Raw genomic sequence first — 15,370 nt, forward strand, 5'->3', positions numbered from 1 at the left:
GCGCAGCCGCAGCGCGGCGCCCGCCGCGAGATTGCCTCCGGCGCTCGCACCGCCGATGGCCACGGCATCCGTGCGCCCGCCGAACTCCGCCGCATGAGCGCGCGCCCAATCGAACGCCGCGACGGCCTGGAGCGACGCGACCGGATACGGCGCCCGTGCCCGGTCACCGCCGTACGACGCGATGAGCTCTTCCGGGGACGGCATCCCTTCGACCGGCTCGGGTACGGGCAGCGCCGGGATCGCGTCGGTCGGCGCGAGCGTGTAGTCGAGCGAGACGACGGTCGTGCCGCGGCGCGCGAGCTGCCGCGCCGTCTCATCGGCCTCGGGCATGTCGAAGTCGCCGAACATGAAGGCGCCTCCGTGGAGCCAGACGAGCACGGTGCCATCGGGCTGCGGTGCGGGATACACCCGCAGGCGGAAGTCGTGCTCCGCCGCGCTGAGTTCGACGTCCGTGATGGGAAGGGTGTCGGCCATGACACTTCTCTCAGGTGAGTTCATTGGATGAAAGTGAGTTTCGTCTACCGAATGTATGCTGATCGGAGCGGTCCGTCAAATGAAGGAGCACGATGACCGAGCGCCTGCCTCCGTTCCCACCCGGCGCCCTTGCCGGCGCACAGCGCGAGTTGTACGACGCCATCACCGGTGGGCCGCGAGCCCAGGGGCCGCAGCACTTCGCGCTGACGCGCGCCGACGGCTCGCTGCGCGGTCCCTTCAACGCCTTCCTCTTGGTGCCCGAGCTCGGCGGCGCCCTGCAGGACGTCGGCGCGACGATCCGGTACCGCGGTGCGCTCAGCTCCCGCGCCCGGGAGATGGCGATCCTGCTCGTCGCCGCGCGGTGGGACAGCGACTTCGAGCGAGAGGCACATGAGGCCGTCGGGACCGCGGCGGGGCTCACGTCCTCCGAACTCGCCGCTCTGCGCGCCGGCGACACCTCGTCGTTCGCCGGCGACGAGGCCGCCGTGGCAGCTGCCACCCAGCAGCTGCTCGACGGAGACCTCGACGACGACGCCTGGCACGCGGCATCCGTCACCCTCGGCCCCGAGGTCGTGTTCGAGCTGACGGTGCTCGTCGGCTACTACGCCACGCTCGCGTTGCAGCTCCGCGTCTTCCGCGTGCGCCCGTGACATTGCAGCAGCCCTGACCAGCAGATACGGTTTCACACGATGAAAGCACCGGACGAGGCGCCCGCTACCGGGGACGGCGACAAGGCCCACAGTCGCTATCGCATCGAGGCCCTCGCGAAAGGCCTCGACGTCTTGCGTCTGTTCGACGAGTCGGTGACCTCGCTCAAGCTGCGCGAGATCTGCGATCGCACGGGCATCCCCATGCCGACCGCCTTCCGCGTCGTCGCGACGCTCGAAGAGGGCGGCTATCTCGAGCGCCTGCCCGACGGCAGCATCCGTCCCGGCGTCGCCGTGCTCCTGCTCGGATCGGCGGCGCTGCGCGGATCGAGCCTCGTCCAGCTCAGCGAGCAGCCGCTGCGTCACCTCGCCGAGGAGTCCGGCGAGACCGTGAACCTCGGCGTCCTCGTCGGCGACCAGGTGCTGTACCTCGCGCGACTGCGCAACTCCGATCTCGTCACCGCGAACATCCAGGTGGGCTCGACGCTGCCCGCCGCGTACACGTCGATGGGCAAGCTGCTGCTCGCCTACCTCAGCGACGCGGAGCTCGCCGCGACGCTGGCGCGCCACGATTTCGGAACGGATGCCGGACCCAACGCCGCGACCTCGCTCGACCAGCTGCGCGAACGCCTCGCCGTGATCCGCGAGCAGGGCTACGCACTGCAGGACGAGGAGGTCGCCGCGGGCCTGCGGTCGGTGTCGGTGCCGGTGTTCGGCCGCGACGCGAAGCCCGCCGCGGCCATCAACATCGCCGTCGCCTCGTCGCGCCACGACCTCGCGTCGCTGCGCGGCCCGCTGCTGACCCGCCTGCGCGCGACCGCCGACGAGATCTCGCGGCTGCTGCGCGCGACCTGAGCGCATCGCCCTCACCCCGGCTGCGTGCGCGCGGTGACGCGCGCGACGAATTCGATGGCGCGGTCGAACACCGGCCCGGTGTCGTCGAGCCCCTGCCAGAAGTGCCGGCCGCCGTCGACCGGGTGGAACTCGACGTCGGCGCCGGCGGCGCGCAGCGCGCGGGCGAACGACGCGCTCTGCGCGAACGGCACGTGCTCGTCGTCGGTGCCGTGCGAGATGTGGAACGGCGGCGAGCCGGCATGCACCTGGGCGATCGGGCTCGCCTGGAGCGCGGCATCCGGGATCTCCGGCGCCGGACCGCCCAGCCAGCGGGCCTCGCGCGTCTCGGCCGGCGGCTCGCCGGTGTCGTGCTGCGCCAGGGCGATCAGGTCCGCGGGACCGAACCAGTCCACGACCCCGCCCACGTCGTCGCGGCCGAGCCCGGTGAGGGCGGCCAGCGTCGCGCCCGCCGACACTCCCCACAGTACGAGGCGAGAGGCGTCGACGCCGTGGTCCGCGCCGTGCGCGTGAAGCCAGGCCAGTGCCGCCGCCACATCGTCCAGCTGCGCCGGGAACAGCGCCTCGCCGCTCAGCCGGTACTCGCACGAGGCGACCGCGAAGCCCGCCGCCACGATCCGGTCGAACGACTCCTCGACGCCGATCCCTGGCGTGAAGACCTTGCGGCTGCCGCGGAGCCACCCGCCGCCGTGCAGGAACACGACGACGGGGGCGTCCGCGGCCGGCGGAGTCCGCAGATCGAGCGACAGCGGTCGGAATCCGGACGGCTGTGCGAAGTCGATCTCGAGGATCGTGGACATGGCGCGGTCAGTCGCGGAACTGGAACTCGGGCATGAAGATCGTCGCGTACTTCTCCCCCGCCGCGCGCATCACCGAGAAGTCGGGCACGAAGATGCCCTGCGGCTCGGTCGCCTCGGTCTTGTGCCCGATGGCGTGGAAGAACCGCTCGAAGCCCGCGGTGCCCGCGCCGAACACGGTCGTGGTGTTCTCGATCTTGAAGGCGTGGACGATCCCTGCCGGGACGTAGGCGAAGTCGCCGGTCGTCAGCGTGGTCTTGGAGTGGTAGCCGTCCTGGTCATCCATCCACACCGAGATCTCGCCGTCCACGACGTAGAAGAACTCGTGCGTCTTGAGGTGGACGTGCGCGGGGATGCGGTCGCCCTGACGCGCCTTCATGGTCCAGGCCCCGAACTGGTCGTCGGTCTCGTCGCCCGAGAGCAGGATCTCGAACAGCTGGTCGAAGACGAGGGACTTCTCGCCCTGGCCCTCGCCGAGGACGAACGGACGGGGCCCCGCGGGCAGGACACCGGTGAAGGCGACCTTGTCGGGGTCGTCGACGGGGAAAAGAGTCATGCTTACCTCCTCGTAAAGCAGTGCGTGCCGTTAGGCAGCCGGAACTGTCGGGCCATTCCGATCGGGTGTTCCGGACCTCTCCAGTCTCAGCAGGATGCCGGGAGGAAGGAAGTTCGACATCCCTACCCGGCGTTAGCCGCAGGCTAAGATCCGAGCATGGATGTGCCTATCCACGTGATCCGGTACTTCTGCGTGCTCGCCGAGGAGCTGCACTTCGGCCGGGCCGCGGAACGCCTCAGCATCACGCCGCCGTCGCTCAGCCAGCAGATCAGTCGCCTCGAGCAGCAGCTCGGCGTGAAGCTGTTCGACCGGAGCCCGCGCAAGGTCGAGCTGACGCCCTACGGCCGGGACCTGCTGCCCCTCGCCCGGCGGGTGCAGGACGACCACGACCAGCTGCTCGGATGGGCTCGTTCGGTGAAGCGGGACCGGGACGCCCCGGTGCTTCGGGTGGGCGTCGTCGCGGCCGGTGCGGGCACGCTCACGACCGCTGCCATCGCCGCGACCATGCAGGCGATCCCGCAGGCGAGGATCGAGATGCGGCGCCTGGGGTTCTTCGATGTCGCCGAGGATCTCGAGGCCGGACGGGTGGATGTGGTCTTCGCCCCGTGGCCGATGCACCTGCCCCCGCGTGTGCGCGCCGAGCCGCTCTGGCGCGAGGCGCGCGTCCTCGTGGTCCGCTCGGATCACCCGCTGGCGCACCGCGAGTCGCTCTCGATCCTGGAGACGGGCGACGAGGTGTTCGTCTCCGTCGCGAAGGGCGTGCCCGAGGTCGTGGACTGGTGGCTCGTGGATCCTCGCCCCGACGGCACCCGCCCCCGGCGTGGACCGACCGCCGACAGCGTCGAGGGTCTGCTCGAACTTGTCGCGGCGGGCGCCGGAGTCAACATCGCGGGCGAATCGGCGAGCCGGCACTACCGGCGTGAGGAGCTGGCGTTCATCCCGATCCACGACATCGAACCCGCCACGATCGTGCTCTGCAGCCTCACCGACAGCCTCAACCCCATGGTCAACGCGTTCCGCGAGACCGCGCAGGCGCTCTCACCCCTCGTCGACGCGACGTTCCACTGACCAGCAGCCGGGCCAGTGCCCTGCGGTCAGGCCACTGGCCGCGCTCAGGCGGTGGGCGCCGGGGCGGAGGCCTTGAGTTCCCGCCACGCCTCCCGACGGCGCGCCTGTTCGTCCGGATCGGGAACCGGCGACGCCGCCATCAGCACGCGCGTGTAGTGCTCGCGCGGGTTGCGCATCACCTCCAGCGTCGGTCCCTCCTCCACCACACGGCCGCGGTTGAGGACGACCACGCGCTGGGCGAGGAACTCGACGACGGCCATGTCGTGCGCGATGAAGAGATAGCCGAGGTCCTTGCCGGCCCGGAGGTCGGCGAGGAGGTTCAGCACCTGGGCCTGCGTCGACAGATCCAGAGCGCTCACGGCTTCGTCGCACACCACGAGCCGCGGATCGGTGACGAGCGCGCGGGCGATCGCGATCCGCTGGCGCTGCCCGCCCGAGAACTGGCGCGGGTAGCGGGCTTCCGACCCCGGCGCGAGGCCGACGGCGTCGAGCACCTCCTGCACGCGCCGGTCGCGTTCCGCCCGCGGCACACCCGCCACACGCAACGGCTCGGTGATCGCGTCGCCGATCGGGCGCCGCGGGTTGAGCGAAGAGAACGGATCCTGGAACACGGCCCGCAGGTCGCCCTGCAGGGCACGCCGCTGCGAGGCGCCCAGGCGGGTGATGTCGCGACCGTCGAACAGGATCCGGCCGCTCGTGACCGGCTGGAGGCCCAGGATGGCGCGCCCGATGGTGGTCTTGCCGGAGCCGGACTCGCCGACCAGGCCGAGGGTCTCACCACGCGCGATCGTGAACGACACATCGTCCACGGCGGCCGGGCCCTTCCTGCCGTAGCGGACGACGAGGTTGCGCACCTCGAGAAGCGGGGTGCCGACGGCATCCCCTCGATCCTGCACAGTGCTCACAGGTCTCCCCCTCCGACGGCGACGGGCTGTCGCCATTCCTCCTGGCGGCCCAGGACCGCGTCCCGGCGGACGCAGCGCACGCCGCCCACGCCCTCGGCACGCGGCAGCAGCGGGATCGCCGTCAGGCATTCGTCGCGGGCGAAGCGACAGCGCTGGGCGAACCGGCATCCGGTCGTCCACGATCCGGGCAGCGGAACCTGGCCCGGGATCGACGCCAGCCTCGTCGTGCCCTCGAACTCGACGATCGCATGCGGGTCCGCAGCCAGGAGCGCCATCGTGTACGGGTGCTCCGGTCGCACGAGCACGTCACGGACGGTGCCCGTCTCGACGATCTGACCGGCGTACATGACCGAGACGTCGTCGCAGAGGTCGGCGACGACGCCGAGATCGTGCGTGACCAGGATGATCGACATGCCCCGTGCCGCGACGAGACCGCGCAGCAGGGCGAGGATCTCGGCCTGGATGGTGACGTCCAGCGCCGTCGTGGGCTCGTCGGCCACGAGCAGCCGCGGCGAGCCGGCCAGGGCGAGGGCGATCGCGACGCGCTGCGCCATGCCCCCCGAGATCTGATGCGGATAGCTCTTGAGCACCCGTGGGACGTCGACGATTCCGACGTCTTCGAGGAGGCCCGCGGCGATCCGTTTCGCCTCGCGCGACGCTACTCCCCGCAGTCGCTTGACTGCGGCGCCGAGCTGCCACCCGACCGTGAACATGGGATCGAGAGCGCGACCGGGCTCCTGCGAGATGAATGCGATGTCGTGACCGCGCACCTTGGCGAGGGTGCGCTCGTCCGCCTGGGCGAGGTCGGCCGCACCCCACTGGATGCGGCCGGAGCGCACGGCGAGGCCGGGCGAGAGCAGGCCGAGGATCGCGTAGGACGTCACGCTCTTGCCGCAGCCGGATTCGCCGACGAGGCCCATGACGCGGCCGGGCTGAACGCGCAGGGAGACCCCCGTCACGAGCGCCGGCCCGCCCTCGACGCCCAGCACGAGGTCCTCGATGATGAGCTCACCGTCGGCGGCGGCGCGGGCAGGCGTGCGGTCGGTCAGATCCGGCGCGCTGGTGCCCATGTTGTCGGCCGGCAGCGCGGCGACGACCTCAGGCAGGTCGGCGGAGGTCTCCACGGGGAACAGCGCCGTCGCCTCGGCGGGGACGGAGGTCCCGGCACCCGCGGGCGACAGCGCGACGAGGTACTCGTCATCCGACGCGGTCTTCTTCTTGCGCCGGCGCAGCGCGACGAGCGGGGGCGGCGTGGCCGCGCCGCCCGAGAGCACATCGGCGAGCGAGTTCGCCGCGATGATCGTCAGAGCAAGCACCGCGCCGGTGGGCACCATCATCCATGGCTGCTGGAAGATGAACCGGGCGGCCGTCTGGATCATCCCGCCCCAGGTGGGCTCGGGCGGCTGCGGGCCGAGGCCGATGAACGCGAGGCCGGCCTGCATCATGATGCCGACGCCGAAGAAGAGCACGAACTGCACGATCACCGTCGTGGACATGTTCGGGAGCACGTGGCGGAAGCTCGCGGCGGTCGGCCGCACGCCGTCGACCGCGGCGGCCTCGACGAACAGCTGCTTCTGCAGCGCCTTGGCCTGACCGAAGAAGATCCGGTAGAGGGCACCGAAGAGGAGCACGCCGAGGAGCGTCATGACGAGCGGCATGTTGGTGCCGACCGCCGCGATGAACGCGAGGATGATCACCGTCCCCGGCAGCGACATCACGATCTCGCTGACGCGGTTCATCGTCGCCTCGGCCCGCGGGCTTCGCACAGCCCACAGGGTGACCGGAACGGTGATGAGCAACGCGACGATCGGCGGGATGCATCCGATCGCGAGCGTCGATGCGGCCGCCGTCACGATGCGCGACAGCAGATCGCGGCCGAGCTCGTCGGTGCCGAGGAGGTGCGCGGCGGACGGCCCCTGCAGCACTGCCGAGAGGTCCTGCTCGAGCGGTCCGTACCGCAGCCACAGCGGCGAGGTCAGCGATGCGACGACCAGCCCGATGAGCCAGGCGAGGGCGAGGACGGCGGTCGGCGACCGGAACAGCCGGTAGCCCTTCCGCCGCTCGGTACGGCGGATGGTGAGGATGGAGGTGGTCGAGACCGTCATGATGTGCGCAGTTTCGGGTCGAGGGTGCGGTTGAGGGTCTCGAGCACCACGTTGACGATGACGACGACGAGAGTCGCCACGAGCACGAGGGCCTGGACGAACGGCAGATCAGCCGAGCCGACGGCCGACTGCATCGCCTGCCCGATGCCGGGCAGCGCGAACAGGAGCTCGATCATGACCGAGCCGCCGAACAGGACGATGAACTGGACCGCGATCGTCGCGAGGATCGGCAGGCTCGCGCTGCGCAGGGCGTGCACGTAGATGATGCGCCCGCTCGGCGTGCCGACGGCGCGGAGGGTGCGGATGTGCTCCTGCGCGAGCGCCTCCGCCATCGAGGCGCGGGTCTGCCGGGCGATGAACCCGGCCGAGGTGATCGCGATCGTGAGCACGGGGAGCACGAGGGACTTGAACCACTTCTCGGGGCTGACCTCGAACGGGACGAAGCCCGTGGCCGGCAGCAGTCGCAGCTGCACGGCGAAGACGTACACCAGCAGGATGCCGACCCAGAAGGCGGGCAGCGACAGCATGACGCCGGTGAGCACCGTGATGAACCGGTCGACGGCGCCGCGGCGGACGGCGGCGATCACCCCGAGCACGATGCCGAGCACGGCGCTCAGGATCGTTCCCCCGGCGGCGAGCGCCGCCGTGACCGGCAGCCGCTTCGCGATGTCGGGGCCGATCGGGCGCCCGTCGATCAGAGACGTGCCGAGGTTCCCCTGCAGCACCTGCCCGACCCAGGCGACGTACTGCTGGATCCAGGGCTCGTACCAGCCGATGGACTCGTTGTAGGCGACCACCTGCTCGGGCGTCGCGGACTGGCCGAGCGCCACGCCCCCGGGCGTCGAGCCCGAGAGATGGACGAGCACGAACGCGATCCACGACGCGATCAGCAGCGTGAGCAGGGCCCAGGCGACGCGCTTCAGGACGAAGATGAGCATCGGAACTCCTCCTGACGGCGGTGCCGGCGGGATGAGCCCGCCGGCACCGCCATCGGATCAGGATGCGGGCTGGATCGTGGCCAGGATCGGGAAGGCCTCGGCGCCCGGGAAGGTGGGCTCTGCCACCTTCGCGGTGTTGTAGGCCCACGGTGCGAGCTGCTCGAACAGCGGGATGAGCCATCCCGAGTCGACGATCGCGCGGTTGAGGTCCTTCAGCGCCGCGGCCTGGGCCTCTTCGTCGCCCGTCGCCGCACCGTAGGCACCGGCGGCCGCCTGGATCTCTGGGTTCTCCGCACCGTGGAAGTTCGCGAAGCCGAACAGCACGCCGAACACGTTGCCGAGCGGGTTGGTCCAGGTCAGCGGCAGCGGGCCGCCGAGCGGCTCGGTCTGCACGACCGCGAAGATCTCCTCGGTCGAGGCCGCGTTCTTCAGCGTCATGTTCACGCCGATCGCCTCCCAGTACGGCTGCAGGGCCTCGAGATCGCGCTGGCTCGCGGACGAGATCGTGAAGGTGAAGTCGAACCCGTCGGGGTAGCCGGCCTCGGCGAGGAGGTCCTTGGCGGCGTCGGGGTCGTAGGCGTACTCCTCATCGAGCTCAGGCAGGTACCCGGGGTCGTCGGCAGGCAGGGCGTTCGCCGTCGGCAGCTCGCCGGGGTGCACGGCGTTGACGTACGCCTCACGATCGATGGCCATCGAGAGCGCCTGGTAGACGCGCGGGTCCGCCCACTGCGGGCCGAGGGCCCCGGTCTTGTCGAACGCGACGATGTTCTGGACGGTGCCGCCGTTCGCGACGAGCCCGACGCCGGCCGACTCGACCTGCGCCTGCGTGTCCGACGTGATGAACGCGAGATCCACCTCGCCCGAGATCGCCGCGTTGACACGCGCCTGGGGGTCGAGGATCGGACGGAACTCATAGGAGTCGAACGGGTAGTCCGCTGCCGCGTCGTGGTCGTCCTTCTTCACGAGCAGGTACGAGTTGCCCTTGACGGTCGCATCCTCGTCCACGGTGAGCGGGCCGGAGCCGTCCGGCGTCGTGTCGAGGCTGGAACGGTCCGCGGCCCCCGTGGGGCCGACGATGGCGCCCGCGGGCAGCACGAGGTTCGCCTCGAATCCGGGCTGGGCTGCGGCGAAGGTGAGCGTGACGGTGTCGTCGTCGACGACCGTGACGTCCGAGATCTCGCTCTCACCGCCGGCGGCGAACCCGCTGTAGGCCGAGAGATCGGGATTGCCGCGGGCGTCGAGGTTCTCCTTGACAAGGTCGGCGCTGAGCGCGGTGCCGTCGTCGAACGTGGCGGTGGTGTCGAGGTCGAGCGTCAGCTGCGTCTGGTCCTCGTTGTACTCGAACGACGTGACGAGGTCGGGCACGACCTGACCTTCCTCGTCGAGGAGGAACAGCGAGTCGTAGATGCCCTCGTAGAAGAACCGCTGTCCGCTGCCGTAGCGCACGGGGTCGTAGCCGAGCGCGGCCTGGTCGGAGTCGAGGGCGATGGTGAGCTTCGACGTGTCGGCCGTATCTCCGCCGCCGCTGGATTCGGCAGCTCCGCTGCACGCGGTGAGGGTGAGGGCGGTGGCGGCGACGGCCGCAATGACGGCGGCGCCGCGGATGGTGTGAAGGGACATCCTGATCTCCTGTGATCGGTGTGCTGCTGCGGACTTCGGTGTCGCGGATCGCCGTCGGGTGGCGCGATCCTTCGACCAAGGCTGACCCCGGACGACCCGTTTGGCCATTCGGATTCGCCTGCTCACCGTTAGTGAGCGCCTAATGTGGGCGATCTCCTGCGGATCCGCACAGTGAAACGTACTTTTATTCAGTGAACAATTGTGGCAGGCTGAGGATGCCGAGAAAGGACTCGCCCATGACATCGCCCGTCTTCCCCTCCGACTTCCTGTGGGGCGTCGCCACCGCCGGACACCAGAACGAGGGCGACAACGTCCACAGCGACACCTGGTTCCTCGAGAACGTGACGCCCACCGTCTTCCAGGACCGCTCGGGCAAAGCGACGAACGGCTGGGAGCTGTGGGAGTCCGACCTCGACCTCGTCGCCGGACTCGGGCTGAACGCGTACCGCTTCTCCGTGGAGTGGGCGCGCATCGAACCTCAGGAGGGCGAGTTCTCGGACGAGGCGCTCGCGCACTACGAGGCTGTGATCGACGGATGCCTCGCCCGCGGCCTGGCGCCGATCGTGACGTTCAATCACTTCACGTCCCCGCACTGGTTCGCGGCGCGCGGTGCGTGGCTCGACCCCGAGGCGCCGGAGCTGTTCGCCCGGTACTGCGGTGTCGTCATGGACCGCTTCGGCGATCGGATCGCCCTCGGCGTCACCTTCAACGAGCCGGACCTGCCCGAGATGCTGACGTGGGCGCACCTGCCCGAGTTCGTCGCCGAACTGGAGCGCCAGACGCTCGAGGCCGCCGGGCGGGAAGCCGGCGTCGAGACCTACCGCGCAGGCAACGTCATGCTGCGCGAGGACTTCGCCGGCATGCGCGCCGGCATGACCGCCGGCCACCGCGCAGGCAAGGCGGCGATCAAGGCGCGTCGCCCCGACCTGCGCATCGGGGTCTCGCTCGCGCTGGTCGATGACGTCGCCGGGCCCGGCGGCGAGGCGACGCGCGATCGCAAGCGCGCCGAGGTCTACGAGCATTGGCTGGAGCTCGCCCGCGACGACGACTTCGTCGGCGTCCAGAACTACGAGCGCATCGCGTACGGCCCCGACGGCCAGCTCCCGCCGGAACCCGGCGCGAGCGTCAACGGCATGGGCACCGCGGTCGAACCCGATTCGCTGCGCGGTGCCGTCGAGTACGCCTACTCGGTCGCGCGCGTTCCGATCCTCGTCAGCGAGCACGGCGTAGGCACGCCGGATGACAGCATCCGTGCCGCTTTCATCGAGCCGTCGCTCGCCGGGCTCGCGCAGGCGATCGCCGACGGGGTGCCGGTGATCGGCTACTGCCACTGGACGCTCATGGACAACTTCGAGTGGATCTTCGGCTACGGCCCGCAGCTCGGGCTGCACAGCGTCGACCGGGAGACCTTCGAGCGCACCGCCAAGCCCAGCGCAGAGGTGTACCGCCGGCTCGTGGATCGGTTCCGCTCCGCAGGCTGAGAGTCCGTCGCGCCGGGGCGGCGCGACGGGACCGGGCCGCGTGCGGCGCGGGCTGCGAAGGCATCAATGCCATCGATGCCCCGGATAACCGCATCGCTCTTCGCTGATCTCCCCGCACGGCCTTCAATGAAGGTGAGTCAAAGGAGATTCAATGACGAAGCCCAACCTCGAGGTCGCCCCGACGCCGACCCGACGCGCCGGAGCCTGGCAGGCCGCCCTCCTGCTGGCCGGCAGCTGCATGCCCGTGATGGGGTCGGTCCTCATCACTCCCGTCCTGCCCCAGCTCTCGGCGCACTTCGCAGAAGCGCCGGGTGCGGACGTACTGGTGCCGATGATCGTCGCCATCCCGGCGCTGATGATCGCGCTGTTCGCACCGTTCGCGGGGCAGATCATCGACCGCACCGGCCGCAAGACGCTGCTGGTCGTGGCGATGTTCGCCTACGCCGTGGCCGGCACCGTGCCGGCGTGGCTCGACAACCTGACCGGCATCCTGATCAGCCGCGCTTTCGTGGGGCTCTTCGAGGCGGCCATCATGACGGTCTGCACGACGCTCATCGTGGACTACTTCCACGAGGAGAACCGCCGCAACCGGTACCTCAGCCTGCAGACGGTCGCCACCACGCTCGGTGCGACGGTGTTCATCGCCCTCGGCGGCGCAGTGGGTTCGGCCGGCTGGCACGCGCCGTTCTGGATCTACGCCATCGCGATCCCGATCGCCGTGGCCATGGTGTTCTCGCTGTGGGAGCCTGGTCGCGGCGACTCGACCGACCTCCACGTGCCGACCGGCGAGAAGGCGCGTGTGCCGTGGCGCATCCTCGGCCTGCCGCTCGTGGTCACACTCTTCGGCGGCTTCACGTTCTACGTCATGATCATCGAGGTCAGCTACCTCGTCGTGGGCACGGGCGTCGCCGCCGATGACACGGCCACGATCGGCCTCGTCGCGGCGATCGCATCGCTCGCCACCGCCGCCGGCGCCTTCACGTTCCCCCGCATCGCGAAGGCGGGCACGCGGCTCCAGCTGCCGCTGGCGTTCGGGCTCCAGGCCGCCGGCATGATCATCGTGTGGCTCTTCGGCGGCTTCGCCGGGGTGCTGATCGGCGCGATCGTCGCGGGCTACGGCTCCGGCATCCTGCTGCCCTCGCTCGTCACGTGGGTCGTCTCGCGGACCCGGTTCGAGGAGCGCGGCCGCGCGACCGGCTGGTGGACCGCCGCCTTCTTCTTCGGGCAGTTCGTCACGCCGCTCGTGATGGGCGCGCTCACCGCCGGCACCGGGGCACCGCTGCCCGTCGCCGTCGGCATCGTCGGCATCTCCGCGGCGGTCGTCGCGGCGATCCTCGCGTTCGTCCTCCGCCGGCAGCAGCCCGCGCCGGTCGCAGCCGCCTGATCGACACGAGAGGGCCGGATCGTCCGTGGACGATCCGGCCCTGTGCCGTGTGCCGACGCCCACCCGCGTTGGGCGCTCCGGTCGCTTACTCGCTGAGCGTAGGACGGCTGAGAAGGGCGGGCGGGCAGCTGCCCCTCTTCACCATCCTCAGGTCGCGATCAAGCTCTCCCGATACGAGTCCTCCATCGCGTCGATGAATCGCTCCAACTCGAAGTGCTCGACGACGCGCTCGCGCCCCGCATCACCCATGCGTCTGGCCGCGTCCGGATCCGCCAGCATCTGCGTCACCCGGGTCGCCATGGCGTCGACGTCATCGCGCGGGACGATCCAGCCGGTGACCCCGTCCACGATAGTCTCCGGGATGCCGCCGGACCGGCTGGCCACGACGGGACGACGGCAGCTCATTCCCTCGAGCGGGACGAGTCCATACGGTTCTTCCGCCACCGTCGGGTAAACGACGACGTCGGCCTCTTCGTACAGGGCGGGCATGGCCGAGTAATCCACTGCTCTCAGCTCCACGAGGTCTCCGACGCCGAGGCGCTCGATCATTCCGACGATTTCCGCTCGATAGGCTGTCAGTTCATCGTCCCAGTCGGCGATGCGGGCGGTATCCGTGATGATCAACCTGGCCCGGATCCCTCGCTCTGCGAGCACCCCGATCATTCGCACGCTGAGATGAACGCCTTTCCATGGGAGCAGGCGCGCCGGGTGCAGGATAGTCGGCAGGCCAGCGCCGGACAGAACCGGTCGGTTCGCCTGGAAGCGCGCCGTGTCGATACCGAGCGGCCGGAGCTCGGGAGCGAACCCGATGCGTCTTGCGCATTCATCGCGGACGTGGCGCGACACGGCATAGTTTCCCTCCCACGCGCGGTAGACAGGTTCGTCGTGCAGAACGTCCGGCCACGTCTCATGAAAGGTGTGGTGCACGGGGAAACGATGTTGTGCACGGAGACGGTCCAGGGCCAATGCTGGACCTGCTGAGAAATGATGCAGGTTGTGGCCGTGGACGACGTCCGGACCCACCCGGCGGAGAATACTGCCGAGTTCGCTCAGCAAGTCGGGCCTGGGCCAGAAGCTGGTGTCGGGCGAGCTACGGATCCTCTCCAGTGAAAGCAGGTCGCTTCGCAGCACTGTCAGTTCTGGATGTGCACGGGGGGCATGCTCTCCAGTGAGAACCGTGACGTCGTGACCGCGGCGCGCCAATCCGATGGACAGGTCGGCTACGTGCGACTCCACTCCCCCGGTCGTCGGCGGGAAAGCCCAGTGAATCTGCAGGATCTGCATCAGGTCATCACGGACTGTAAGACGCCGAAGACGACGAGAGCGGCAGCGCTGAAGGCCTGGACGCGATTCTGCGGCGGCCAATGCCGCCAGCAGAGTTGAGGGCCAGTGATGTCGGGGCTGACAAAGTCCTTGGCATCGAGCACCGCGTAACTTTCGATCGGACTGCCGAGTTGTGACATCGCCTCTGTGAGCGCATCAGCCACACGGAGGGCATCTCGCTCGCGCCCATACTTGGCCAGACCCAAGGCGAAGACAGCATTGTCGAACGGCCACACCGCGCCACGATGGTAGGCGAAAGGCGCATAGAACGGGGAATCCCGGCTCAGCGTGCGAAGTCCGTACGGTGTCATCAGGTCCGGTTTCAGCATCCTCGCGATAAGCGGGTCAGCTCGTTCGGATTTGACGATCCGCGCCCACAGGGCGTGCCCCGGATTGGACGCAACCATTCGGACAGGTTGCTTCCTTCCATCGAGAGCCATGGCGTAGCCGTGCTCAGGACCCAACCAATACCGCTCATCCGTCTTCTCGGCGAGCACGCGCGCCCGTTCGGCGCAATCATCCGACGCACCAGCCAGCGCCCGGTCACGCGAAGCAGTGGCGCTGCTCAACACGGCATACCCATATGCCTGCACTTCCAGCCAGGCCAACGGCTGCGCGGGAACATCGAATCCAGTGTGGGTTGCGGCATCCCAGCTGTCCTTCCACACCTGGTTCAGTAAGTTCTCGGGGTGACGGCGCGCGTACTCATAAAGACCATCCCCGTCGGGATCCGCGTAGTCGTCGATCCAGCGCAAGGCGCGCCGCACATGCGGCCAGAGTTGCTCCGCGATTGCGTGTGCCGGAAAGGCGCGGACAAATGCGTCGTAGGCCAGGACGAAGAGGAAGGTCTCGTCGAAGCCGCCGTAGGATCGCCCGCCAGCGAGCGGCAAGCCCATGGCGGTCGCATGCGGTGAGGGCACCCGGTGGTACTCGTGTGGTATTCGACCCGGCTGCTCTTCGACCGAATCGTCGGTCGTCGAGCCCTGGAGTTCAGCGAGCGCTGCGAGCACGCGCGGCCCCGATACTTCGAGAAGCGCACGCAATCGAGGATCGGAAGAGAGCTCCGCCGATTCGCACAGCAAGAGCACCACCCACAGGCTGTCACGCCCGTAGAGCGCGGCGTAGTGACCGGTCTCCACATCCGATGCGTTGAAGCCATACGGCGTCTGGAGCGACTCGAGCCCGTCGATACCGGCATGGATCAGGTCAGCGCCCCTCAT

Annotated in this window: 14 protein-coding genes; 5 read left to right on the forward strand and 9 right to left on the reverse strand. The window is 69.4% G+C overall.

Features of this window, described 5'->3' with window-relative positions:
* Positions 1-474 (reverse strand): alpha/beta hydrolase (locus tag B1729_RS02505; protein ID WP_163630527.1); only part of this gene is annotated, 474 nt, incomplete at its 3' end.
* A 92-nt stretch (positions 475-566) separates the two neighbouring features.
* Between B1729_RS02505 and B1729_RS02510 the strand changes: the two genes are divergently transcribed.
* Both B1729_RS02510 and B1729_RS02515 read left to right on the forward strand, forming a co-directional pair.
* Positions 567-1,124, forward strand: coding sequence for a carboxymuconolactone decarboxylase family protein (locus tag B1729_RS02510; RefSeq protein WP_163616916.1), 558 nt, complete (start codon positions 567-569; stop codon positions 1,122-1,124).
* Between the two features lie 39 nt (positions 1,125-1,163).
* On the forward strand, positions 1,164-1,976 hold the full coding sequence (locus tag B1729_RS02515) for an IclR family transcriptional regulator (protein WP_163616915.1): 813 nt from the start codon (positions 1,164-1,166) through the stop codon (positions 1,974-1,976).
* 11 nt (positions 1,977-1,987) lie between these two features.
* On the opposite strand, the gene B1729_RS02520 is transcribed toward B1729_RS02515, so the two are convergent.
* Together B1729_RS02520 and B1729_RS02525 are read right to left on the reverse strand one after the other, a co-directional pair.
* Positions 1,988-2,773: an alpha/beta hydrolase gene (locus tag B1729_RS02520; protein ID WP_163630529.1), complete on the reverse strand. Its 786-nt coding sequence runs from the start codon at positions 2,771-2,773 to the stop codon at positions 1,988-1,990.
* Positions 2,774-2,780: 7 nt separating this feature from the next.
* On the reverse strand, positions 2,781-3,326 hold the full coding sequence (locus B1729_RS02525; protein WP_163630531.1) for a quercetin 2,3-dioxygenase: 546 nt from the start codon (positions 3,324-3,326) through the stop codon (positions 2,781-2,783).
* Between the two features lie 156 nt (positions 3,327-3,482).
* Between B1729_RS02525 and B1729_RS02530 the strand changes: the two genes are divergently transcribed.
* Positions 3,483-4,394 (forward strand): LysR family transcriptional regulator, encoded by a 912-nt coding sequence (locus tag B1729_RS02530; RefSeq protein WP_163630533.1) that lies wholly within the window; start codon positions 3,483-3,485, stop codon positions 4,392-4,394.
* Between the two features lie 44 nt (positions 4,395-4,438).
* On the opposite strand, the gene B1729_RS02535 is transcribed toward B1729_RS02530, so the two are convergent.
* Genes B1729_RS02535 through B1729_RS02550 form a run of 4 tightly spaced genes read right to left on the reverse strand, consistent with a single transcriptional unit; the run spans position 4,439 to position 9,962 of the window.
* Positions 4,439-5,299, reverse strand: a complete 861-nt coding sequence (locus B1729_RS02535; protein WP_239525682.1) for an ATP-binding cassette domain-containing protein — start codon at positions 5,297-5,299, stop codon at positions 4,439-4,441.
* Positions 5,296-7,404: a dipeptide/oligopeptide/nickel ABC transporter permease/ATP-binding protein gene (locus B1729_RS02540; RefSeq protein WP_163630535.1), complete on the reverse strand. Its 2,109-nt coding sequence runs from the start codon at positions 7,402-7,404 to the stop codon at positions 5,296-5,298. Before B1729_RS02540 ends, B1729_RS02535 begins: the two co-directional genes overlap by 4 nt.
* Complete coding sequence (locus B1729_RS02545) at positions 7,401-8,342, reverse strand: ABC transporter permease (protein ID WP_163616909.1); 942 nt, start codon at positions 8,340-8,342, stop codon at positions 7,401-7,403. The genes B1729_RS02540 and B1729_RS02545 overlap by 4 nt, the downstream gene beginning before the upstream one ends.
* Positions 8,343-8,399: 57 nt before the next feature.
* Positions 8,400-9,962, reverse strand: a complete 1,563-nt coding sequence (locus tag B1729_RS02550) for an ABC transporter substrate-binding protein (RefSeq protein ID WP_163630537.1) — start codon at positions 9,960-9,962, stop codon at positions 8,400-8,402.
* A 236-nt stretch (positions 9,963-10,198) separates the two neighbouring features.
* Between B1729_RS02550 and B1729_RS02555 the strand changes: the two genes are divergently transcribed.
* Positions 10,199-11,443 (forward strand): family 1 glycosylhydrolase, encoded by a 1,245-nt coding sequence (locus B1729_RS02555; RefSeq protein ID WP_163630539.1) that lies wholly within the window; start codon positions 10,199-10,201, stop codon positions 11,441-11,443.
* A gap of 151 nt (positions 11,444-11,594) precedes the next feature.
* A complete protein-coding gene (locus tag B1729_RS02560) occupies positions 11,595-12,827 on the forward strand; it encodes an MFS transporter (RefSeq protein WP_163630541.1) in 1,233 nt (410 codons plus the stop codon).
* 147 nt (positions 12,828-12,974) lie between these two features.
* Here the strand turns inward: B1729_RS02560 and B1729_RS02565 are convergent, their stop codons facing one another.
* A complete protein-coding gene (locus B1729_RS02565) occupies positions 12,975-14,111 on the reverse strand; it encodes a glycosyltransferase family 4 protein (RefSeq protein WP_163630543.1) in 1,137 nt (378 codons plus the stop codon).
* The gene (locus B1729_RS02570) at positions 14,111-15,370 is read right to left on the reverse strand and encodes an amylo-alpha-1,6-glucosidase (RefSeq protein ID WP_163630545.1); all 1,260 of its coding nucleotides are present in this window, start codon (positions 15,368-15,370) and stop codon (positions 14,111-14,113) included. Before B1729_RS02570 ends, B1729_RS02565 begins: the two co-directional genes overlap by 1 nt.

Source organism: Microbacterium sp. B35-04, assembly GCF_010634885.1.
In the GTDB taxonomy this organism is placed as follows: Bacteria; Actinomycetota; Actinomycetes; order Actinomycetales; family Microbacteriaceae; genus Microbacterium.